The sequence below is a fragment of the Paenibacillus sp. 102 genome (assembly GCF_039549175.1).
Classification (GTDB): Bacteria; Bacillota; Bacilli; order Bacillales; family Bacillaceae_G; genus Bacillus_A.
In genome coordinates this window covers 1-22,559 of sequence record NZ_JBCGHT010000017.1, presented here as the reverse complement: position 1 = coordinate 22,559, position 22,559 = coordinate 1, and the positions used below count along the sequence as shown (strand labels likewise).

Below are 22,559 nucleotides of genomic sequence, written 5' to 3'. Positions count from 1 at the left end.
CCTCTTTCCCACCTAAAAGGAATGGTTTTATGTTGGTCTTTCAATTCGTGTTTATATAATTAGGAAGCTTTTTTCAAATCAATTTGCGCCAGTACTGGATCATGGTCACTTACACGGCCATGTTCCTTCATAATATTTGAATTTAAATGTACAGGATCTACAACTGTGTGCGGTGCAATATTATTTGTCACTAAAATATGATCTAATACTTGTGCGTTCCCATCATGAATATATGTGTAACGATTTTCTTTCGAAACCGTTTCTAACATATCTTTCATTACATCACCTTTTAATGCTTGCAGTGGTTTTGAGAATTCAAAGTCATTCATATCCCCAACTACTACAACTGGTGCATTCGCATCTCGGTTTTGAATGCCTTTTACAAAGCTGTTCACTTCTTTCGCTAACTGAATTCGCTTCTCTTCACTCTTTAATACGAGCGGCTGAATTTTTCCAAACGGCGTTGCATCTCCAATTTTTGAATTTAAATGATTGGAAACAACGACAATATTTTGTCCTTGGAATGTAAATTCAGCAGCTAACGGCTTACGCGTACTTTCAAATAATGGGTTGTCTTGTCCAATACGCGTTGGATTTGTCTCTAATAATTTTGGCTTATCTGCTAATTTCACACGTGATGGATTGTAGAAGAAACCAACGCGAATATTCGCTCCTGGTGCTCCCCCGTCTTGATTGTTAAGAGGCGCAACTTCTACATATTCATACTTCGGTCCACGAATTTCTTGTACTGCATCAATAATACGTTTTGCACTTAAAGAAGCATCTGTTGTGCCATCATTAACTGCTCCGTTATTATCTTGCATTTCTTGCACACCGATAATATCTGGCATTTTCAAATTATACTTAATAGAGTAAGCAAGCGATTTTACCTTTTCATCCGATGTTTCTTTTTTATTTGCTGAAAAGTTTTCAATATTATATGTTGCTACTGTAAGCTTTCCAAGGCGTGGCTGAATATTTGCCCCTACTTGTTTAAATCCGCCATCTGTTATAGATGGTAGTTCTGTTACTGGTGAAATGCGATACGAACCGTAGTCATATCCGACTACACCTGTAATATCTCCAGTGAACTGATCGCCCACTTTCGCTACATAATCACGAGATACCTTTAAAGAGAGGCGCTCTGGATTGAATTGGTTCTCATCTAATAGAGGCGTCCCATATTTTGTTACTACTTTCTCGCTTCCATTTGCAACTGTTACATATAGATTTCCATTTTTCTGCGGTGCGATAATCTTTGGCGTTTGCATTGTAACACGCATGCCTTCTAAACTTTCATAAAAATCAATTGCATCTTCATTTGGATCGAATACACCAAATGCATCATTATCGATAATTTGATTTGGTATCTTTAAACCATTCTCTCCTAATACAATTGCTTCAGGCAACTGCTGATTATTTGCTTTCACAGCAATTTGGCTTGCTTTAATTTCTGTAATCGCTAAATCTGTTTCAAATTTCTCAGCATATCCAGGTCCAATGAACTCTTCCACTTCTCCATCCACTTGTACAAGGTCTCCGGCAGTTACATTTGCATCTTTCTTATAAACATAAATCCCTTCTGAAGTGGCAGGATCATTGTCAGGCTGCGGGTCTTCCATATAAAAACCATACTTATCTAACGCTGTTACCACACCTTCTACATTTCGCACTTTTTTCCCATCATAAGGAGAAACATGCGATTTACCTTGAATGTCATGAATACGAACTTGCTCACTTTTTACAATCGTAAAAGAAAAAGTAGAAACTGCTGAAGATTCAAGCCCCTCTTTCACTGCAATTGCTTTTATCACACCATTTTCATTTAACACAATCGGTTCATTATAAAGAATACTTTTATCTGTTGGGACTGATCCATCTAATGTATAGTAGATCGTTGCTCCTTCTGTATTTGTTGCTAATGTAACAGCCGTTCCCTTTGCAATTTCTCCACCGTTTGGTGATGCAGTCACATCGCTCACACGGTTTTCTGTTTCCCCTTGAAACTTATATGCCGTTACGGATTTTAAACCAGGGCTACTAAAATATAGCTCAAGTGTCCCTGTTAAACGAACTTTCTTCCCAACATTTTCAGGATGATCTTTTACATTCACTGCCGTTCTCACGTCACCTTTTGGTAACTGAACAGGCATGATTTTCTCAGGATCTGTCTCATTTGGCGAATCTGCAATGGCAACATTCGTATCCCCAAACTTCGCTGGATCTTTCGTGTAATTAGAAGGACTTTGTGTATATCCAACAATATACCCTTCCACTACCCCTTTACTTTTTCCTTGCTGCTTAAACATTTGAATCGCATCATTTACTGATAATATACCATTCTCTTCTGCTTTTGCTATAGTACCAGTGAATGAAATCAGTAGTATCAACGATAAAAAGATACTCATTAATTTCTTCAAATCCATCTTCCTCCCCTAATTTTATATTCTCTCAGCATGTACTATCATAACAAAATGTTCTTTATAAAGAACTAGAATCCGACAAATTTTACAAAAAATTAATCTCCTACTTCCGTATGAGATTTCGATTTCTTATCTAAAGCATATGAGGGTCTTAATTTTCACAGGCGACGGCACTAATGAACATTTTCTTTTTTGGTCCAAGCTTTAGTTTGGGGAATTTCTTCTTCCTTGTAGTTATAGCCATTGGGGTGTTAAGTAACAATACAGTTGTTTAAAAAACGCCAGTCATGCTACTCCACAATCGGATCAGATTGTGGAGAAATGGATTTACTAAATCATATAATTTATTGTAAACTGAATTCACACAATTATTTAATCGATTTATTATAAAACAAATATTTATATATACTTAAACTATTATGAGTAAAAACAATAAGGGGGACTAACATGACAAAGGGAAATAAAATCAACAATAATAAGGAGTTGTCACTAGAACAACGTGAAGTATTACTCAGAGCATTGAAAACCCGTTTCGAGAAAAATATGAACCGCCATAAAGGTCTTGAGTGGGATAAAGTCCAAGCAAAACTGGATGCTAATACTGAAAAACTGTGGTCGCTCAACGAAATGGAAATAACTGGCGGCGAACCAGATGTTGTTGGTCATGATAAAGAGAAGGGCGAATACATTTTTTATGATTGTTCAGCGGAAAGTCCTAAAGGTCGCAGAAGTGTTTGTTATGATCTTGAAGGGCTAGAGTCAAGAAAAAAACATAAACCAGAAAATAACGCTATTGATATGGCAACTGCCATGGGCATTGAACTATTAACGGAAGAACAGTATCGGGCGTTGCAAAAACTTGAAAATTTCGATATGAAAACGTCGAGTTGGGTGCAAACACCCTCTGATATTAGAGAACTCGGCGGTGCCCTTTTTTGCGATTGTCGCTTCGGGCACGTCTTCGTGTATCACAATGGAGCAGAATCCTACTATGCCGCCAGGGGTTTTCGTGGCTCGCTAAGGGTCTAAATTTTGCACTGACAGCAATTCTAATTCTCATTCGCTCCCATAAAAAAACACCCTGAATTCCTGCTTAATGTAAGGAATTCAGGGTGTTTTTTCCCTAAAATATCTTGGCGTATAATATCTTCGTTTTGTTAGCAACATCCCATGCCCATCAACCTAAGATTTTGAAGCATCCCTAAAACGACAATTTTACTATTTTACAGTTATTTACGAGAATTTAGCTTATTTGTTCATTTTTTGGAACAACCTGTTTCTTAACTTGATGGTAATCTGGCGCACTTTCTAATAAGTTAATCATCTTACTGGATCATCCCCTTAACACGGAAGCGTCTGTCCATTATCAACCGTAAACACCTGTCCCGTAATAGATTCTTGCGTCAACTGAAAAAGAATCGCCTCCGCAATATCATCTGGTGTTGAAATTCTTTGAAGTGGTAAGTTCCCAGCAAGTTGGTACATCTTATCTTCATTACCTGCCCACCACCTTGTATCGACTGCACCAGGAGAAATACTATTTACTCGAATAGCAGGTGCTAATGCGATTGCTAATGATTTTGTCATCGTATGAATGGCTGATTTTGTTGCTGCATACGGCACAGATGACCCGAGCCCCGTTATCCCTGCAACGCTCCCCATATTCACGATAGCACCTGCTTTTTGCTTCTTCATGTAAGGAACGACAGCTTTTATACAATGAAACATTCCTTTCACGTTTACACTAAAAAGATCATCCCATACTTGATCCGTTACAGACTCTAAGTCATCCATTGGGATTTGAGCTGTTATACTCGCATTGTTCACTAAACAATCTACTGTTCCAAAGAGGTTAACAGTTTGAGAAACCATATCCTCTATTTCTTCTTTTTTTGCTACATTAGCTTTAACGGCGATTACCGTTCCTCCTTGCTCTTGAATTTCATGAACCGTTTCTAACGCTCCCTTTTCCGAACGACTATAATTCACCACAACTTTTGCTCCTAAACTCGCTAACTTCAAAGCAGTAGCCTTTCCAATACCAGTACCACCGCCTGTTATAATAACTACTTTATCTTTTATATCCATTTTACAATCTCCTCACTTGGTCTGATTTTATTTCATTTTATCTTCGTTCATTTGAGGAGTATAATACTGAATAATGAAACAGGTATCATTTTAAATGATATCTGAGTGGAGGGATCGATTCTTGGAAAGCCATGACCTATGGATTTTTAAACATGTTGCAGAACTGCAATCAATATCTAGAGCTGCTGAAAAATTAGGATATGTACAACCGAATATAAGCCAGCGAATCAAAAATTTAGAAGATGAACTAGGCGCTAAACTGTTAAAGCGTAATAATAGAGGCGTCACCTTAACTGAAGAAGGAAAAGTGTTACTAGATTATACAAATCAAATTCTATTTTTAATGAATGAGGCGAAATCCAAAATAAACCCTCAGAAATGGAGAGAATCTTTAACAATAGGAGCATCTCAAACAATTTCTGCAGTGAAAGTTCCTCAGCTATTCTCTTCCTTTTTGGCAACATATCAAAATATTGATTTGAAGATAAAAACAAATAATAACGTAAAATTACAAGAAATGCTTTTATACGGGGAACTTGATGGGGTTTTCTTAAGCGGTTTATATAATGATTCTCAATTCGAAAGTGTGTACAGTTACTTTGAAAATATGATTCTCATTTCATCAAAAGATACTCCGATTGAAAACCAAACTTTACTCGTAAATAGTGATCCAAATTGTATATATAGAAGGCAACTATTAGATTATTGTCATATGTATAACTTTGATCAGACAGTGATGCTGGAATTTGATTCGCTTGAATCAATTATACAAGCTGCTCATGGTGGACTTGGGATTACGATTATACCTGCTAATGTTGTGTATAGCCGGACAAAGACAGAAGCAATTCATTATGAAGAAATACATGAAACAGTCAAAATTGATTTTGTAATTAAACGCAGAAAACAGCAACCGCAAGGCTTAAAGAAATTCATTCGTTTTTTAAGAGAGTTATAAGTGCAACACAAAGCCCCTTCAGATTTCGAAAGGGGCTTTTCAAGATTTCTAAATACAATTATTTAAAATAATAACTCAATTTGCTTGATCAGCTGTTGTTTTGTATGACTCAAATAGTTTCTTTTTTTCGAAGAAATGAATAATCCTATCGGCATTTGGGGATCAAATCCTCTAACCTTAAATAATATATTACTTTCTTTTAAGTTCGTTCCCTTAGGAATAATCCCTATCATATTCCCAAAAATCATTTGCGGGATAAGGTGTAGTGCACTACAATTGTAGACTCTTTTAAAGGATACATTGTTTTCTAATAAGAAAGCATTCACAGATTGATAATAATAGCAACTATTCTCTCCAATTAAAATAGGATAATCAATGATATCAGATACTTCTACTGACTCTTTTTGTAATAATGGATGATGAGGATTATTGACAATAAATTCGATTTGTTCATTGTAAAGTGGAGTAAATTTTACATCGGAAATATTTTTGTTGTTTCCACAAACAGCAAAATCAATCTTATTTTGGTCTACCATTTGTGATAAAAGCGCTGTATTTCCTACAACAAAATCACAATGTATATATGGTTTCTCCGTATTTAAATATTGTAATAGCGGAGGAATTAGATTTTCTGCAATTGAGTCTAATAGACCGACTCTTACTGTTCCCTTCTCCTCATTGCTTATACGCTGCGCTTGAGATATTGAATAGTCCCAATGCATTAACAAATGATCTACTTCCTCTGCAAATAAAGTACCTTCGTCTGTTAACCTTGCATCCCATCCTCTTTCAAATAACAGAAATCCAAGTTCCTTCTCTAGTTTTTTTATATGTGTTGTTACAGTTGACTGCGCATAATTTAACTTTTTTGCTGCAAGTGAAAAAGTTCCTTCCTGAATAATCATTTTGAATGTTTTCAACTCTTTTATTTCCATTTTCGCACCTAATCTCTATCGGTATTATTGATAATTATATGATAATTTTTCAATTATCAAAATCAAAATTGTAGGAGTAAAATAAATCCATACGAAAGGGAGTGAAGAAGAAATGCCGTTTGTTACTGTTTATTATCCAGAAAATCAATCGAATAAAGAAAAGTTAAAAAAAGTAAGTAATGGTATTCACCTTGCGTTAATGGAACATTTTCAGATTCCAAAAGATGATTACTTTCACATGTTTTTACCCTATCCATCGCATCAATTTTTTTATGATCCATATTATCTTTTAGAAGAAGAGAAAAAGAGATCCGAGAAAATGATATATGTTTCTATTACATGTGGACCTGGGAGAACAATAAATCAAAAAAGGAATTTATATCAATCTATCTCAAAAATTTTTTATAACCATCTAAATATCCCTACAACCGATATTTTTATTACATTAAACGAAACACCTGCTGAAAACTGGTCATTTGGTCAAGGAATTGCACACATGGTTACTATAAAGGAGGAGAAAGAATCGTGAATGATCGCATCGAATGCCATATCCCGAAAAAAATGAGAGATCTTGCTCCCGATTTTGTTGATTATAGTGAAAACGTGTTATTCGAAAAAGTATGGAGAGACCCTACTTTAACATCAAAAGAAAGAAGTTTTATTACACTTTCTGCTCTAATTAGCATCGGCAATACGGAACAACTACCATTTCATCTACAATTAGCTGAGAAAAACAGCATGACTGAGCAAGAAATAATTGCTTTAATCACACATCTAGCCTTTTACGTTGGATGGCCGAAAGCGGCGGCTGCATTAAATGTGATACTTAGGTAAAAAATACTTACCTTTTAAAGCTATTGGGTTATATTCCATTATTCAAAATCGATCACAAAACTCTAAAAATACTGTAAAATAATAATGATAACTTGTACATATATCAGTAAGTGAAATTATATCTGTGCAAATTCAAATATATCGACCGTTTCTCCCGATATATCGGCGATTCGACAAAGGATATCGACCGCGCGACAAATAACGACAAAAAAACAGGAGCCAATAGCTCCTGTTTTTTTATTGCGCAATCAATTCCGTCTCATCTACTTTTTCTAAATAAGACAACACACGCTTTACAGCCGCCTCACCTTGATCAATACAATCAGGAAGACCGGATCCAGCGTAAGAGCTACCAGCTAAATATACACCAGGTAATTCTCGTTCCATAAATGTTGTTAACTTCTTCATTCTTTCTTTATGCCCCACTGTATATTGCGGCATTGCATCTTTCCAGCGGCTTACAACAGTAAAGTCTGGCTTTGCTGTTATATCCATCGTTTTCTGCAAGTCTTCTAATATAAATTGAACAATTTCTTCATCTGATTGTTCGACGATTGCTTCATCACCAGGACGTCCAACATAGCAACGAAGAAGTACTTTCCCTTCCGGCGTTGTATGCGGCCACTTCTTATGTGTCCACGTACATGCGGTAATAGAAAAATCACTATTGCGAGATACAACGAAACCCGTTCCATCAATATCACGCTTGATAGCTTCTTTTGGAAAGGCTAATGCAACATTCGCAACGGATGTCGATGGAACATTGCGGAAGAAGCGGAACTCTTTATACTGTGCAAACATAGACGGCAATACTTTATGAGACGCAGCAACAACGATAGAGTCCGCCTCAATTTCTTTTCCATTGCTTAGTGTAATCGAATAACCGTCACCCATTTTTGCGATTTTTTCAATGCGAGTTCCCTTTACAACTGTTCCAACTTCTAGCCGCTCTTCTAATTCTTCCACAATGGACTGCAAACCTGTTTTTAATGTTAAAAACATTCCTTTCGGCAATGCATCCTTTTCTTTTTTCGGAACCAAATTACGCATACCGAGTGAAATACTACGATACTTCTGCTCTACTTGATAAAACTGCGGGAATGTTGACATTAAACTCATTTGATCAATATCCCCTGCATAAATTCCAGATAATAATGGTTCGATTAAATTTTCAACCACTTCATTCCCTAAACGACGACGGAAAAATTGACCAAGTGATTGATCAGAAACAGGCTTTGAACGTGGTAATACAAAATCAAAACCTGCTCTTACTTTACCAATCGGAGAGAACAACCCTGAAAATAGAAACGGGGTAATTTGCGTTGGAATTCCCATCATTGATCCGCTCGGCATCTTATGTAATCGATTGTTTACAAGAACAAATGACTGACCAGTTGCGTTGTTTACAAGCTGATCTCCAAGCCCTAGTTCTTTTGCCAATCTAGCCGCACTCTCTTTTCTTTCTAAGAAAGAATCTGGACCACGTTCAATTGTAAATCCATCTTTTCGAACGGTTTGAATTTTCCCTCCAAGCTTACCCGATGCTTCTATTAACAATGTATCAATCGGCAATCCCTTTTCGCGAATTTCTTTTTGTAAGTAATACGCTGTTGTTAAACCTGTAATTCCACCACCGATGATAACAACTTTCTTTTTCAAAAAGGCTCCTCCTCTCCTATGGTATTACGAAACCTCAGCTTGTTTCTTTAACACGACATCTGCTAAACAAGAAATAAATGCGTCTGATGCATTTGGCATTTCTGGGCGATAATACTCCGCTCCAATTTCTTCTGTAACAATTTTGCATTCAATATCATTGTCATATAACACTTCTAAATGTTCAGCTACAAAGCCAACCGGTGCATATACAAATGAATTATAACCATACTTTTCGTTTAATTCTCTCGTTAAATCTTGTACATCTGGCCCAATCCATGGGTCCGGTGTATTTCCAGCACTTTGCCAACCAACCGCATAATTCCGAACTTCCGCACCTCTCGCAATATAATCAGCTGTTTCATTTAACTGATCTGGATAAGGATCACCTAACGCGATGATTTTCTCTGGTAAACTATGCGCAGATACAATTAAAACTGCTTTTTCACGTTCTTCTTCTGTCATACTGCTATATACTTTTTTCACTTCATCTACCCAGTACTGAATAAACTTCGGTTCTTTATACCAACTATCAATACCATGAATGGTTAAGTTTCCAAGCTTATCTGCTTCTTCTTGCGCTCTGCCAACATATGATTTTACGCTGAACGTAGAATAATGCGGAGCAAGAACAAGGGCGATTGCCTCTTCAATCCCGTCATTATGCATAGCCCCTACAGCATCCTCAATAAAAGGTTCAATATGTTTTAAACCAAGATACATGTGGAATTCTACGTTATCTTGCACTTCGTTTAAACGTTTTTCTAACTTTTTCGCTTGTTCTAATGTAATAGTAGCTAAAGGAGAAATACCGCCAATCGCGCGGTAACGTTCTGTTAGGTCCTCTAACATTTCCGGACTTGGCTTTCTGCCTCTACGAATATGCGTATAGTAACGTTCAATATCTTCTTCTTTATAAGGTGTTCCGTATGCCATTACAAGCAAGCCAATTTTCTTTTTCATACACGTATTCTCCTTTACTTCGCTAACTGTGCTTTCGAATAATCATGAATAAACGCTGTTAAACGTTTCAATGTATCTGGATTTACTTCTGGGAATACACCGTGACCTAAGTTAAATATATAACCAGGCTGCTTCATTCCTTGGTCTAGAATACCTTTTACATGCTCCTCGATTACGTCCCATGGTGCAAGTAAGAAAGAAGGATCCATATTACCCTGTACCGCTTTATGAATGCCACGTGCACGTGCTTCTTCAATTGACAGACGCCAATCAAGTCCGACTACATCAAGAGGCAATTCATGCCATTCATTTGCTAAATGCCCCGCTCCAACGCCGTGCATAATCATGGGAACATTCAGTGCGCGAACTTCCGTGAAAATACGCTCCATTGCAGGTTTAATAAATACACGGTAATCTGCTACATTCACCGTTCCAACCCAAGAATCAAAAACTTGCACTGCTTTTGCTCCTGCTTTGATTTGTGCCTTCAAATATGTAATTACCATATCAGCAAGCTTATCCATTAAAGCAAACCAAGCTTTCGGCTCTGCATACATAAATGCCTTTGTATTATGATAGTTACGAGAAGGTCCCCCTTCAATCATGTAACTCGCTAATGTAAATGGTGCCCCTGAAAAACCAATTAGCGGAACATCTAACATCTCTGTTGTTAATAAACGAATTGTATCTAATATGTATGGAACATCCTCTTCTGGATGAATTTCACCAAGTTTCTCTACGTCTTGTAAAGAGCGAATTGGGTTATCAATAACTGGTCCAATTCCAGATTTAATTTCTACATCAACACCGATTGCTGGTAGCGGTGACATAATATCTTTATAAAGAATTGCTGCGTCAACATTATATTGATCAACTGGAAGCTTTGTAACATACGCACATAGCTCCGGATTATGTGTAATTTCAAATAAAGAATACTTTTCTTTTATCTTTCTATACTCAGGCTGTGAACGACCTGCTTGCCTCATATACCATGCTGGTACATATTCTGTTTGTTCCCCCATGCACGCTTTTAAAAATGTCTCATTTATAGTTCTTACCAAGACCCTTGCTCCCTTCCTTACCAATGCTTCTAACGAATCCTATCCTATTTATCTTTTTTTACTATACAGCTTGTAAAAACAAAATGTATACCATTCTGTACGTTGTTCATGAAATTGACACAAACGTTCGTAAAATCGCTTACTTTTTTCACAACATTCTTATTATATCATAAGCAAAAACTACGGTTTAGCTACTTTTGTCTTTTCTCCTTCTCGATTTGTTTGTGGATTGTATGGAACAACATAAAAGCTTGGTTTAGCGAATATGTTAATAAACTTTTCCTCATACTCACCAATCCCTTTTACTGTTCCCACATGAGTATGGATGCCATTCTCAACCTTATAAATTCGATAGATAACCCGTTTATCGTGAAGTGGCTTCCAGCTCAATTTCATCGCAAATAAACCAAACGGGCTAAAAGATACTTTCGCCTCGATATTTTCAATTTTCCTTAAACGGATTGGCGTCCCAATCGTTTCAACACCTTTTGGTCTCTTGAAACTCGGATTATCTTGTACTTTCGCCTTCGTTAAAATCTTTTTAAACAACTCTGTTGCAGACGCACTTCCATCATGTAATTGGTGTTCTCTGTCTGTACGATCATATCCAATCCATACCGCCCCTACTAAACTCGGCGTATATCCAACAAACCAAACATCTCTAGCACCTTCACTTTGATTTGGAAGTGACGTTGTACCTGTTTTCCCTGCTAGCGCACCTTTATATTCACCCGCTTTCGCGGTTCCTTCTTTTACAACACCTTCTAGCATTTTTGTCATATACCACGCGGTTTGTTTTGAAAAAACTTTCGTTTCATTTTTAGGCGATTCTCCAATTACCTTTCCGTGCCGATCAAGTACCTTCTCAATCACATGTGGCTCAATAATTTTTCCGTTCGCTAAGAATGCACGGTACATCTTTACAAGTTCAAATGGAGAAACCCCTTCTTTTAGTCCGCCAAGCGCCGTACTTAATCCAGACTCTGCAATATGAATATTTCCCTTCTCTAAATATTGCTTCCCTTCTTCGACTCCCATTTCATGTAATAAGGATACAGCTGGTATATTCGCCGATTCTAAGAGCGCATCATACATCGTTACTTCTTTTGCATACCGATGATTATAATTTCTTGGTGCATATTCTTCAAAAGACGCTTGCTCATTTGTTAATAAAGAATATGGATTATATTTTTTCGTTTCCAGCGCTGGTGCGTACACAATGAGTGGCTTTAAAACAGACCCTGGCTGCCTTTTCGCAAACACTCGATTAAACCCTCTTGGGACATACTCTCTCCCGCCAATCGCTGCTTTAATTCCCCCCGTCGCATTGTCCATTAATAAAAAGGCACCTTGTGCTCCGCCCTCTTTCCCTGGAAAATTCCGCGTATCTTGAAATTGATCATAGGCTACCTTTTGAATTTTTTCATCCATCGAGACTACAAATGTATAACCTCCGCGCAAAACTTCCTGATGTGACAAACCATACAAACGTGCCGCCTCATCTACCACCATATCTATATAGGGCATATAAGCTAGTTCTCGCTCATCTAAAGTTTTATAAAGCGCAATTGTTTTCCCTTGATAGCGAACGCTCTCTTCCGCTGATATGTATTCTTGTTTATGCATAAGAGACAATACTAAATCACGGCGCTCCTTACTCTTTTCTGGATGTAGAAACGGAGAATACCCATTCGGTGCCTTTGGAAGTCCGGCAAGCATTGCTCCTTCTTCCACTGTTAACTTTTCTACATCTTTATTAAAATACAATTTCGCTGCGGCCTGAATTCCGTACGCACCATGACCGAAATAAATATGATTCATATACATTTCAAGAAGCTGATCTTTCGTATATGTTTGTTCTAATTTAAGAGCGATTGCTACTTCTTTTAATTTACGTGTGAACGTTTTTTCATGTGTTAAAAAAACATTTTTAACAAGTTGCTGCGTAATCGTGCTACCGCCCTCCACTTTTTCTCTCGCTAAAATATCTTTATACAATGCACGAAATACAGAAGGATAGTCAATTCCATGATGGGTATAAAACCTGGAGTCCTCTACAGCGATAAATGCTTGTTGTACATATTTCGGAATTTGTTCAATCGGTACAAGATCTCTATTTTCTACATATAACTTTGTAATTTCTTTTCCTCGCTGATCAACGATACGTGATGAAGAGTGGAAAACCAGCTGCTTTTCATCCATCATATAACCACCAGCTAACACAATTAGTTTATAGAGTACAATCGCAACTACAAACACTGCCACGCCGCCCATTAAGGTCCACTTTATTTTCTTCATTCATCGTCCTTCTTTCCAAATGATGGTATGTTTATTATTTGAAAAACGATTCTCTTTATGTATATAATCTTCGAACTTTTTCGGAAGAGTTGCTATAATGAAATCAAACTCATAAAGGGGGCATTACAAATGAAAGCGATTATTTCATACGAAACACCTCTAGAACAACCACATTTCACTGCAAAGAATAATGAAAAAGATATGTTTTATAAAGAAAATACTGAGGAAACTGTAGAAGGTTCACTTGGGTATGATGTACTAGACGCTGTCGGAGAATTTAAAGGACAACCTGGATTTATTGTTTGTAACAACATCTCTGTTACAGACGAAGGCCGTCCTGTTTTTGAAAATCGTTTCAAAAACCGCGCAGGACTTATTGAAAATGAACCTGGTTTCCAAGCAATCCGCGTTCTTCGTCCATTAAGTAACGATACATATGTCATTATGACAATGTGGGAAAACGAACAAAACTTTAAAGATTGGACAGAGTCACGTTCTTTCGAAAATGCACATAAAAAACGCCCTGCACAAGCACAAGCAAATGCAGAGCCGCAAAAGAGTATCTTCTCAAAACCTTCTTTTGTGACGACTTTTGATGTGTTAGCTTAAACAAAAAAGCTGTAACTTCGATTGAGAAGAAGCTACAGCTTTTTTCTATGTCTTCCACAAAGTCATGATCCTGTTATCCAGAAATACTTTCTAATTCATCTCTACCGCAATGATTACATCGACCTCTCCTACGATAATAATAAGCGATAGAAGCAAGACCTAGCGCTATCCCCCAGAGAATCCATAAAAGCATTGGCCCTATTGAACCCCAAATGTGACTCAGCAAAATATTATCTGTAGACACGAGTTGAAATTGAACCGCGATAAAAGCGAAAGTAAAGGTGAAGCCCGCAGCGGTTACAGCAATCGCTACACACGATGCTGGAATCACCGCCAGCAGGATTGGCACCCTTTTACCGTTAACGAATGGGAACCATCGCGGGAAGGTTTCACCCCATTTCTGGATCAAACCTAGCGTAAGAATACTACCAGCGATACATATCGATCCGAAAGCCCATTCAGTAATATGATGCGCTGGATTGACATTGGAAAAGTCCTGCAAAAACTTCGCGTCAATTCCTAGCGGGATTTTCAATGCCCAAGCATAGCGCGTAATTGCGTATGGAATAGGAGCAAGAGCCGCAAGATAGGTAATCCATCGACTCCATCGCATGAGAAGAGATGCTTTCCCGTCCGCTTTCCTTCCGCAATATTCACATGCATGGCGTATTTTTCTTCGATAAGCTACAGCGAAAAACCCCCAAGATATTCCTCCTAGAACACATATAATTTGATTGAACATCAGCCAGTCAAACTTAAATTTTAATAAAAAAGCATAGGCCATGGACGCAATCAGACTGGCATCCGGTACAAAGAGGAGTAAAGCGGCCGCCCACCCCCAGGCATAGATGAGGATAAGCCGCTGTTGAAAAGTCTTTTCTACTGGCTTCCTCATTGAAAATCCAACCAATATACCTATGAGACAAAGAACAACAAATATGATACCTCCAACATGGGACGGAAGATAAGTAACCTTGCCAGCAAACAAATCCATACCATCTTCATTCTTAAAAGGATACCCCTCTCCTCCAAGCAACCAGTAAAGGTGCATCGATCCATAAAGGGCTGACCAAGCAATGGCTATATACCCAATCCAAGATGGCCATCGCTTTAGGCTCATTCCTTCTCTTTTCTTTGGTGAAGGCAATGCAGAATTTGTATTCACTGAAAAAACACCCTTTCCTATTATTTTCTTGAAACTGATTTACCCTTTTATACACATGCATCCAAATTTTCCACTAACCTTACCTCACATCCTATTTCCTTTTTTAGCTACCATAAAAAATCACCTCGATATCCATTGTATTGAGCGAATGGAAAATCGAGGTGACCTCAAGTTTAAATCTAGTTTAATTTTTGCCGTAAATAATGCCATGTACCTTGCGGAGAACTGGATACCTCCCAAAAAACATCCATTTCCCTGGTCATGAGCGAAACGATGGATAGCCCGATGCCCGCTCCTTTTGCTTCTGAGTGGTGCTTCATTCCCCGCCCTTTATCTCTAATAACCATAAATAAGTCGCCGTCACGAGCAATTGTTTCTACACAAATATATCCGCCAGAACTGGCATGCCTAATGACATTTTGAAACAGGTTATCCAATATACTGCGTAGCCAGAGAGGATCCACCTGCCAAATCAATGAACAGTCAGCCAAATGGACATCCACTTCAAAACCTTCTTTCTCAAAAACTGGATACCACTCGGCGACAGCATTACGTAACTCTTCAATCACATCTACGTTTGTCTTCTCTAATGGATACTTTCCAGCTGAAAGTAATGTGTAAGTAAGAAGATTTTCAAGTAATTTTCCAACATCATTTAGTTTGTTGACGATAATTTGTACCGATGCGGTTGCTTTTAAGGGTGAGGGGTTATTCTGAATGGAGTAGGCATGCTGTCTAATAACAGTTAAAGGCGTCCGTAAATCGTGAGAGATATTCGCAATCAATTGTTTTCGTAGATACTCTTCTTCCTTCTCGCGCTTCCGGCTGTCTTTTAACTGATTGATCATCCTGTTGAAGGCTTTTTCCAATTGTCCAATCTCATCACTGTTATTGACTGTAACCTTATCAGGTATTCCATCATTTAAGGTATCTGACATTGCGCTTTGAAGTTGTACAAGTCTTTTGCGAATACTTAAGAAAAATAACAAAGATACCATTACAATCAAAACACCTACGACAAAAATAATAAGGATTAAAAAGAGATCTCCATTTACTGGCTGAATCGCAAGCGTTGTAATAGATTTTGGGATATGAAATACCATAAATCCTTGTTCACCATCTTTACCAATCGTAGCTGTCACAGTGAATATATCTTGTTGCTTTTTCCTATCGAGATAGTTGATGAGGTTCAAAGATGTCCATTCATCAGGAATCTCTACGATACGCTGATTGATCACATGGGTTTTCCCTGCTTTGTCGACCCAAAACAGCTCAGCTTTCGGATAATGTCCTTGTATCTTACCGAGCTTTTCATTGATTGTATTCTCATTAGCTTCATTTAGTTGTTCAGCTTCATGTTTCCACATTTTTTCTATTTCCAGTGGCTCATGTATCTCATCTTGTTTAAGCAAAATGTCAGGTAAATAATAGATTGCTGGCAAAATAGGCCACATGAATAAAGAGGCAATGATCAATAACAAATATTTGGTAACAAGCGATCTTCGAATATTCATAACTTCAACCGATACCCGATGCCGCGAATCGTCTCGATAATCTGAGGATGACTGGGATCAATCTCTATTTTTTCACGCAAATGACGAATGTGGACCATAAGAGTCCGATCCCCTTTTATATAGGAATCTTCCCACACAGCTTCATATATTTGCTTTTGAGTCAAAATCTGATTTGGGTGATTGAGAAGAAACATAAAGATATGAAACTGTTTACCAGTTAAGATAATCTCTTTATTCGTTTGTGAACTCAAAATACGGTTGGCTTTCCGGTCAATACTTAAATGGTTCAACTGTATATGATCCGGAGAAACCACACCGAGTCGCCTTAAGAGAACATGAATACGGGCCTCGAGTTCATCAGGATGGTACGGCTTCGTCATATAATCATCTGCAAAAGCAAGCCCTTGTAGTTTATCTTCTATTGAAGCTCTCGCTGTGAGCATCATAATTGGTATTTCAGGGAACTTTTGCTTCATTCGCTGTCCAATCGTATAACCATCCAGCCCCGGAAGCATAATGTCCATAATAACAACGTCCGTTTGTTCTATGTATTCAAATGCATGATGGCCAGACTTCAACCAAATCACTTTATATCCCCGTTCAGTAAAAAACTCACTTACCCATAATCCAATTTCTTCATCATCTTCTATATGTAAAATTGTTAATCCCATTACCTATCTCTCCCCTTCCTAATTTAAGAGTGACATAGCATACAAAAAACCCGAATAATAGAATTTTCAAACAATCCACTACCCGGGTTACATACCTAGCTTTCTTTTATTTTTCCTTATACCACTCATGTACACAAGCTACATCCTCTTCACGCACATGCTTCAATTCATAATGACGCCCCGCCACACTGCAAGCTACCGCTACAATATATGTATACAACCGATCTTTTCGCTGGAAGTACGATTGCGATTTTGTCATCGCTTGTACATGTCTTCTTTTTATAAATCCTGTATACTTGGCAATACCTCGATACACAATCGTCAACTGCTCACCTTTTATCGCATATCCACCCGTTTTATATTTTCCATATCCAAGAATCGTAAAGAACAAAAATAATGGCACTAATGTAAATAAAGCACTATATTGCTCAAAATACACACTTGCCCCTATAATTGGTACCGATGCAAGTCCAAAAATCATCCAGCCCATAATCAAGTAACGACGCAGTGCTGCTTTTGGCAAATGTACAATTTCCTCTCCTATTTCATACGGCAACTTCAAATAGGTCAATAGCTCTTGTACATCCTCTTTCTTCATGAGCGGGTGCAGTATGACATTCATATTCTTTGTGTCTATGCTTTGAATAACTTCTACTTCCATAGAACAATAGCCAAACGGTTGACGAAGAATTCCTTCTTTCATTGTCAGTGCCTGAATTCGGTGCAGTTTTAAAACCATTTCTTTCTTCTCAAATAGCCCTTGTGAAATACGAATTTCATTTCCGTTTCGCTGCACTGTAAAGTTCGCATGTTTTAAAGCATAACCAATTGTAGAAATGACCCATGAAATTACGATTAAAATAGCGCCCATGTATAACAACTCATATATACTATTGTCCTTCACATATGATTCTACCTTGTCTATTAACCACTTAGGAAGAACGTTATCAAACTGTGTATAGAGGAAAAACAATCCTGAAAATAACAAACCAAACTGACCGGATGTAATAGACGCTAGCAAAATTTCTTTCGCTGTTAACTCGTAAACAGTTGTGTTTGCGTCTTGTCGCAAGCTTTCCCCTTCTTTTACAGGCTTCTCATCTTCTACTTTATTTAATAAGGCGATTAATTCTTTCGCTTCTTCTTCCTTAATACCCGCTAACGTGACCTCTGGCTCACTACCGCCACCAGCTGTCTCAATTTTGAGCTTCGTTAAACCAAAGAGCTGATAGATGATATTTGAAGCTGTGCTAATGGTTTGCACACGCTCTTTATTTAAATAGCTTTCCTTTTTAACAAATACTCCTTGTTTTATATGTAAAATATTATTTTCAATCCAATATACTTTAAAGTACCATTTCACAAACGAAAAGATAGCCAAAATAAACACGAAGCCCACAATGAAAATAGGAAACCAATACCAAGGCTCTACCCCATCTTCATCAAGCAACACAATGATAATAAGAGGAATTAAACTAGAAATTCTTATATCAAATAAGATCGTAATCGGATGTTGCCTCTTATACATCCTCATCACTCACTTTCGCCAGTTCCCCAATTCTTCGTTTTAACTCTTCTGCTTCCCTCTTTGTTAACCCTGGGATACTATGAGAAGTCGCTGCCGTTGAAATTTGCAATTCTGCTAGCTCATATTTCCTCATAATTGGCCCTTGCTCAATTGTTACGTGCTGAACGCGAATCATTGGAACTAACACACGCTTTACAACAAACATCCCTTTTTGAATTTCAATCTCTTCTTCATCTAACCGGTAGCTATAATAACGCTGGCGTAATGCCGGAAAAACAAAATAATCTAGCGGTGCATATAGAATCGTCAAGGTGACCAATACCCCAAACAACCAGCCCCACCAATGAAATTGAATCATAAAAACGAGATACGCTAAAACGATACTTACAAGTACCCCTGCACCAATTAATGCATGGATTTTCCACACTTTGACCATATTCGGATGAATTTCATTTTCTAATGGCTGCATTTTATCACTCCAAATTTAGAAATCTATGAACTATGTATACTATTTATCTTTCATTGTAATATGTCATAATCATACAAAACAAGGTAGAATAAACATTTTCTGTAAAATTATAGATTGTTATTTTTCTTAATATGTAGAATACAACGTAAAAAGAAATGATTATGCTATCGCTTGGAGAATATGTATTTCTTATCGAATTATTTTTTTACATTGATGTTGGAACAATAATGGTGTGTGACGCATAGTATAAAACATATACTGTATAACATACACCAAGGAAAGAGGTGGATGGATGAATAGTTTATTAAATTCATTAACAACAGAGCTTAGAAGAGGAACTTTGACGTTAGCTGTTTTAAGTCAATTACAAAAGCCCCAGTACGGATATTCACTTGTTCAATTGTTGGAACAGTCAGGTATTAACATTGATCAAAGTACTTTATATCCATTACTACGGCGCTTAGAAAAACAGGAGTTAGTAACAAGTAGTTGGGATACATCTGAGAGTAGACCGCGTAAGTACTATGTTCTAAGTGAATATGGTTTAGAGATTTTTTTACAGTTAAAAAGAGAATGGATGGACAATTCTAAAAAACTCTTAGAAGTGTTAAAAGAGGAGGAAGATGATGAATCTAATTGAGATTTATATACAAGAAGTGACTCGAAGACTGCCTGAAAAAAGCCGTGAAGATATCGCTCTTGAATTAAGGTCAACCATTGAGGATATGTTACTTGATGATTACAGTGAAGAAAATATAAAAGCGGTCCTTGAAACATTAGGGAATCCCGCTATATTAGCTAGTAAATATCGAGATCAGCCAATGCATCTTATTGGTCCTCACTATTTTGAGACATATGTTACGTTATTAAAAATGATTTTACCGATTGCTGCTACTATTTCTCTCATCTCGCTTATTTCCGAATATTTTATAGGGTATCATGGTGAAGAAGCAGTTATTAATGTGATTATAGATGTTATTAGTTTTGGTATCTGGAAAATCGTTGAAGTAGGTATGCACGTCTTTTTCTGGCTTACACTTGTTTTCGCGCTTATAGAACGAGTCGATCATTCAAAAGCAAGTCACCCATTCACAACAAGGTTTACCCAATGGACAGCTGACAATTTAAAAAATATATCTTATATTCCTAAGAAAAAAGCTATTACGAAGTGTGAAGTATTTGGAGGTTTATTATGGACTGCTATTTGGGCAACCGTTTATTTTTACGCAAATCATCTTGTGGGCATGTATAGAGGTAGTACACATGGACTCGACTTTGTAACCTCAGCTTTTAATCAGGATGTATTGCTTCAATATTGGCCAATCGTTCTTGTTGTAATCGTTTTGGAAATCGCATTGTCTATTTATAAATTAATCAAGAGACAATGGACAAAAGGGATAGCAATATATAATACAGCTCTCCAGCTTATCGGAACCATTGTATTCATTATGATCGTAACAAATCCAAATGTAATGAACCAAGATTTTATTACGTATACAGCTGATTTATTCTCTATTACTACTAAACAACTTGACTCAAGGATCGTTGGCGGTGGAATTTTCATCTTTATGCTATCTGCTGCAATCAGTGTATGGGATGGTATCCGCAAGGCTAACATTCATTAATTAATATTTGTCTATTAATAACAAGCCCCCTTAAAAAGTCGAATCCTTAGCGTACGAAATTAAGATACTAGTGGATTTCCAACGTTAAGGAAATTTCAATATTAAAAAGCCTAATTTCTCCATTTAATGCTGAGAAATTAGGCTTTTTTCATTGCTCCATTAAAGCGCTCGAGTACGGAAGTTACTTTTTTAGGAGGTATTGTTTAAACCCTTAAGCTCATCGAAATCTGCCGGTCTACAAACCCAAATTCTAAATATAATTTGCACTCGCGCCTCATGAACTGACCCAGGATCCCCAATCAGCTAGTTTTCTTTACCTGCTTGTGAAAGCTGCTCTCCAGGAATCTCCTGTAATTTTTCAGTATGAACGAACATATTTGCTGCTGGCATTTGCACTTGATTCTCATGGAATATAGACATTAGTTCAAACCTTACTTGCCTGGAAGTTTCAAAATACTCCTCAGGTTTAACCAAACCTACAATACAAAATTCGTACCCAACATATTTAAGGTTTGGATTTAAGTCTGTAATACCAATATATTGAAATGGTTCAACAGCCTCGTCCTCTATCCTATATAGGCTTTGATCCAATTTTTCATTGCAGATAACACTTACTTTTTCTAACAATTCCTTTATTCTTGTAGGATCTTCATGATAACTTACCGTAACCCGTTCAATAACCCGCATCCGGCCTTTATTAAAATTTTGTATCATTCTAATCTCTCCATGTGGGATGGTAAGAAGTTTCCCTGACCATTCACGAATTTGCATAAAGCGAATACTGATTTCCTCAATGGTACCTGAACTTGTTCCGTTAAAAGTAACAAAATCGCCGACACGAAACTCTTTGTCCGTTAATCTTGCGAACCCTAATATAACATCTTTTAGCAGCTGTTGTGCAGCAAAACCGATGACAACTCCTGCAATCCCTGCACCTGCAAGAATACCTTTTATATCTACAAATTGACTAATTAGATAAATAACAAGGCTGATCATAATTCCATACCTAAAAATTGATCGAATTACACTTTGAATCGTCTGTTCTACTTCTTCATCAAAAAAACTTGACTTCCTAAAGAACCAATCAATAATACGGTTTATGACAAAGGAAAAAGTCATGAGAACCAAAGCAAATAGTGTAAATCTTAAAAGTAAAAACTTCCTTACATAATTAAAAAATTCCTCAGTAAAAGTTAATACATCCATCCATCCACTTCCTTAAAAATGAAAATTTCATGCAAAGCTGATTTATTGTAAATACTTTTTAATCATATCAAAATTTCTTCCAAAATCATCTATTACCTTAACCTTAAATATTGTTTCCTTAACTATTTATTTTGATTTTTATTCCCAGTTCATATTCAACAATCTGGCCCGATTATTGAATATGAACGGCCGCAATTCACATAATTCCGGCTCATCTTTTTTTATAACCGGTTAAACTTTTTCGAAACGGTACGACTTTCTTATAAAGAGTACAACTTTGTTTCAATTCAACATCAGCAATCGGTTGAAGTTCGTCAAGAATCGAAAAATTCATAAAGAAACGCCATCCTTTCTGTATATTTCTACAAAGAGAATAGCGTTTTTTTCATTATGTGGATACAAATTTATATTAGCTTGACAGTGATGTGGCGGTACCCCACATCCATCAACTTAAGGATTTAGACTATTTTTGAAGTTAAAAGCACGTTACTATTCTCTTATGTTAATGAGAAAGGGTGACGTGCTTTTTATGAATATGCATCAAAAACAAGAGTTATCT

The 22,559-nt window shown here is 37.1% G+C and carries 20 protein-coding genes; 7 read left to right on the top strand and 13 right to left on the bottom strand.

Annotated features, from left to right (window positions below; genetic code table 11):
* Positions 1-59 precede the first annotated feature (59 nt).
* Positions 60-2,426 carry a DUF6359 domain-containing protein gene (locus AAIE21_RS23895; RefSeq protein ID WP_343269050.1) on the bottom strand — a complete coding sequence of 789 codons (2,367 nt, stop codon included), beginning with the start codon at positions 2,424-2,426 and terminating at the stop codon, positions 60-62.
* 444 nt (positions 2,427-2,870) lie between these two features.
* Between AAIE21_RS23895 and AAIE21_RS23890 the strand changes: the two genes are divergently transcribed.
* Entirely contained in the window at positions 2,871-3,452 is a 582-nt protein-coding gene (locus AAIE21_RS23890) for a DUF4256 domain-containing protein (RefSeq protein ID WP_343269049.1), read from the top strand.
* 312 nt (positions 3,453-3,764) lie between these two features.
* Here the strand turns inward: AAIE21_RS23890 and AAIE21_RS23885 are convergent, their stop codons facing one another.
* Entirely contained in the window at positions 3,765-4,511 is a 747-nt protein-coding gene (locus AAIE21_RS23885; RefSeq protein ID WP_343269048.1) for an SDR family NAD(P)-dependent oxidoreductase, read from the bottom strand.
* 121 nt (positions 4,512-4,632) lie between these two features.
* Between AAIE21_RS23885 and AAIE21_RS23880 the strand changes: the two genes are divergently transcribed.
* Positions 4,633-5,466, top strand: coding sequence for a LysR family transcriptional regulator (locus AAIE21_RS23880; protein WP_343269047.1), 834 nt, complete (start codon positions 4,633-4,635; stop codon positions 5,464-5,466).
* Positions 5,467-5,528: 62 nt separating this feature from the next.
* Here the strand turns inward: AAIE21_RS23880 and AAIE21_RS23875 are convergent, their stop codons facing one another.
* On the bottom strand, positions 5,529-6,401 hold the full coding sequence (locus AAIE21_RS23875; protein ID WP_343269046.1) for a LysR family transcriptional regulator: 873 nt from the start codon (positions 6,399-6,401) through the stop codon (positions 5,529-5,531).
* Between the two features lie 112 nt (positions 6,402-6,513).
* Between AAIE21_RS23875 and AAIE21_RS23870 the strand changes: the two genes are divergently transcribed.
* Positions 6,514-6,930 (top strand): tautomerase family protein, encoded by a 417-nt coding sequence (locus tag AAIE21_RS23870; protein ID WP_343269045.1) that lies wholly within the window; start codon positions 6,514-6,516, stop codon positions 6,928-6,930.
* Positions 6,927-7,235 carry a carboxymuconolactone decarboxylase family protein gene (locus AAIE21_RS23865; protein WP_343269044.1) on the top strand — a complete coding sequence of 103 codons (309 nt, stop codon included), beginning with the start codon at positions 6,927-6,929 and terminating at the stop codon, positions 7,233-7,235. Before AAIE21_RS23870 ends, AAIE21_RS23865 begins: the two co-directional genes overlap by 4 nt.
* A gap of 237 nt (positions 7,236-7,472) precedes the next feature.
* On the opposite strand, the gene hemY is transcribed toward AAIE21_RS23865, so the two are convergent.
* From hemY to AAIE21_RS23845, 4 genes are all read right to left on the bottom strand, one after another.
* On the bottom strand, positions 7,473-8,894 hold the full coding sequence (hemY, locus tag AAIE21_RS23860) for a protoporphyrinogen oxidase (RefSeq protein WP_343269043.1): 1,422 nt from the start codon (positions 8,892-8,894) through the stop codon (positions 7,473-7,475).
* A 24-nt stretch (positions 8,895-8,918) separates the two neighbouring features.
* Positions 8,919-9,854: a ferrochelatase gene (gene hemH / locus AAIE21_RS23855; protein WP_343269042.1), complete on the bottom strand. Its 936-nt coding sequence runs from the start codon at positions 9,852-9,854 to the stop codon at positions 8,919-8,921.
* 14 nt (positions 9,855-9,868) lie between these two features.
* Positions 9,869-10,915, bottom strand: coding sequence for a uroporphyrinogen decarboxylase (gene hemE, locus AAIE21_RS23850; RefSeq protein ID WP_343269041.1), 1,047 nt, complete (start codon positions 10,913-10,915; stop codon positions 9,869-9,871).
* Between the two features lie 180 nt (positions 10,916-11,095).
* Positions 11,096-13,213: a transglycosylase domain-containing protein gene (locus AAIE21_RS23845; RefSeq protein ID WP_343269040.1), complete on the bottom strand. Its 2,118-nt coding sequence runs from the start codon at positions 13,211-13,213 to the stop codon at positions 11,096-11,098.
* Between the two features lie 129 nt (positions 13,214-13,342).
* On the opposite strand from AAIE21_RS23845, the gene AAIE21_RS23840 reads away from it, so the two are divergent.
* Positions 13,343-13,822, top strand: coding sequence for an antibiotic biosynthesis monooxygenase family protein (locus AAIE21_RS23840; protein WP_343269039.1), 480 nt, complete (start codon positions 13,343-13,345; stop codon positions 13,820-13,822).
* Positions 13,823-13,895: 73 nt separating this feature from the next.
* Here AAIE21_RS23840 and AAIE21_RS23835 read toward each other — a convergent pair whose 3' ends face one another.
* The 5 genes from AAIE21_RS23835 to AAIE21_RS23815 all read right to left on the bottom strand — a co-directional run bounded on the left by AAIE21_RS23835 (position 13,896) and on the right by AAIE21_RS23815 (position 19,169).
* Positions 13,896-14,987 (bottom strand): hypothetical protein, encoded by a 1,092-nt coding sequence (locus AAIE21_RS23835; RefSeq protein WP_343269038.1) that lies wholly within the window; start codon positions 14,985-14,987, stop codon positions 13,896-13,898.
* Positions 14,988-15,166: 179 nt separating this feature from the next.
* Positions 15,167-16,429 carry a sensor histidine kinase gene (locus AAIE21_RS23830; protein ID WP_343269037.1) on the bottom strand — a complete coding sequence of 421 codons (1,263 nt, stop codon included), beginning with the start codon at positions 16,427-16,429 and terminating at the stop codon, positions 15,167-15,169.
* A 68-nt stretch (positions 16,430-16,497) separates the two neighbouring features.
* On the bottom strand, positions 16,498-17,172 hold the full coding sequence (locus AAIE21_RS23825) for a response regulator transcription factor (RefSeq protein WP_343269036.1): 675 nt from the start codon (positions 17,170-17,172) through the stop codon (positions 16,498-16,500).
* A gap of 106 nt (positions 17,173-17,278) precedes the next feature.
* Positions 17,279-18,700: a PH domain-containing protein gene (locus tag AAIE21_RS23820; RefSeq protein WP_343269035.1), complete on the bottom strand. Its 1,422-nt coding sequence runs from the start codon at positions 18,698-18,700 to the stop codon at positions 17,279-17,281.
* Entirely contained in the window at positions 18,693-19,169 is a 477-nt protein-coding gene (locus AAIE21_RS23815) for a PH domain-containing protein (RefSeq protein ID WP_343269034.1), read from the bottom strand. Before AAIE21_RS23815 ends, AAIE21_RS23820 begins: the two co-directional genes overlap by 8 nt.
* 292 nt (positions 19,170-19,461) lie before the next feature.
* On the opposite strand from AAIE21_RS23815, the gene AAIE21_RS23810 reads away from it, so the two are divergent.
* Positions 19,462-19,809: a PadR family transcriptional regulator gene (locus AAIE21_RS23810; RefSeq protein WP_343269033.1), complete on the top strand. Its 348-nt coding sequence runs from the start codon at positions 19,462-19,464 to the stop codon at positions 19,807-19,809.
* On the top strand, positions 19,796-20,794 hold the full coding sequence (locus AAIE21_RS23805) for an HAAS signaling domain-containing protein (protein WP_343269032.1): 999 nt from the start codon (positions 19,796-19,798) through the stop codon (positions 20,792-20,794). The genes AAIE21_RS23810 and AAIE21_RS23805 overlap by 14 nt, the downstream gene beginning before the upstream one ends.
* 303 nt (positions 20,795-21,097) lie before the next feature.
* Here AAIE21_RS23805 and AAIE21_RS23800 read toward each other — a convergent pair whose 3' ends face one another.
* The gene (locus AAIE21_RS23800; RefSeq protein WP_343269031.1) at positions 21,098-22,000 is read right to left on the bottom strand and encodes a mechanosensitive ion channel family protein; all 903 of its coding nucleotides are present in this window, start codon (positions 21,998-22,000) and stop codon (positions 21,098-21,100) included.
* Positions 22,001-22,559 lie beyond the last annotated feature (559 nt).

Excerpts from the sequence above, each read along its gene's own strand:
- AAIE21_RS23885 (WP_343269048.1), bottom strand. The coding sequence starts at position 4,511 with ATGGATATAAAAGATAAAGTAGTTATTATAACAGGCGGTGGTACTGGT.
- AAIE21_RS23825 (WP_343269036.1), bottom strand. The coding sequence starts at position 17,172 with ATGGGATTAACAATTTTACATATAGAAGATGATGAAGAAATTGGATTA.
- AAIE21_RS23800 (WP_343269031.1), bottom strand. The coding sequence starts at position 22,000 with ATGGATGTATTAACTTTTACTGAGGAATTTTTTAATTATGTAAGGAAG.
- AAIE21_RS23875 (WP_343269046.1), bottom strand. The coding sequence starts at position 6,401 with ATGGAAATAAAAGAGTTGAAAACATTCAAAATGATTATTCAGGAAGGA.
- AAIE21_RS23815 (WP_343269034.1), bottom strand. The coding sequence starts at position 19,169 with ATGCAGCCATTAGAAAATGAAATTCATCCGAATATGGTCAAAGTGTGG.
- AAIE21_RS23870 (WP_343269045.1), top strand. The coding sequence starts at position 6,514 with ATGCCGTTTGTTACTGTTTATTATCCAGAAAATCAATCGAATAAAGAA.
- AAIE21_RS23845 (WP_343269040.1), bottom strand. The coding sequence starts at position 13,213 with ATGAAGAAAATAAAGTGGACCTTAATGGGCGGCGTGGCAGTGTTTGTA.
- AAIE21_RS23805 (WP_343269032.1), top strand. The coding sequence starts at position 19,796 with ATGAATCTAATTGAGATTTATATACAAGAAGTGACTCGAAGACTGCCT.
- AAIE21_RS23810 (WP_343269033.1), top strand. The coding sequence starts at position 19,462 with ATGAATAGTTTATTAAATTCATTAACAACAGAGCTTAGAAGAGGAACT.
- AAIE21_RS23895 (WP_343269050.1), bottom strand. The coding sequence starts at position 2,426 with ATGGATTTGAAGAAATTAATGAGTATCTTTTTATCGTTGATACTACTG.
- AAIE21_RS23820 (WP_343269035.1), bottom strand. The coding sequence starts at position 18,700 with ATGTATAAGAGGCAACATCCGATTACGATCTTATTTGATATAAGAATT.
- hemH (WP_343269042.1), bottom strand. The coding sequence starts at position 9,854 with ATGAAAAAGAAAATTGGCTTGCTTGTAATGGCATACGGAACACCTTAT.
- AAIE21_RS23890 (WP_343269049.1), top strand. The coding sequence starts at position 2,871 with ATGACAAAGGGAAATAAAATCAACAATAATAAGGAGTTGTCACTAGAA.
- AAIE21_RS23840 (WP_343269039.1), top strand. The coding sequence starts at position 13,343 with ATGAAAGCGATTATTTCATACGAAACACCTCTAGAACAACCACATTTC.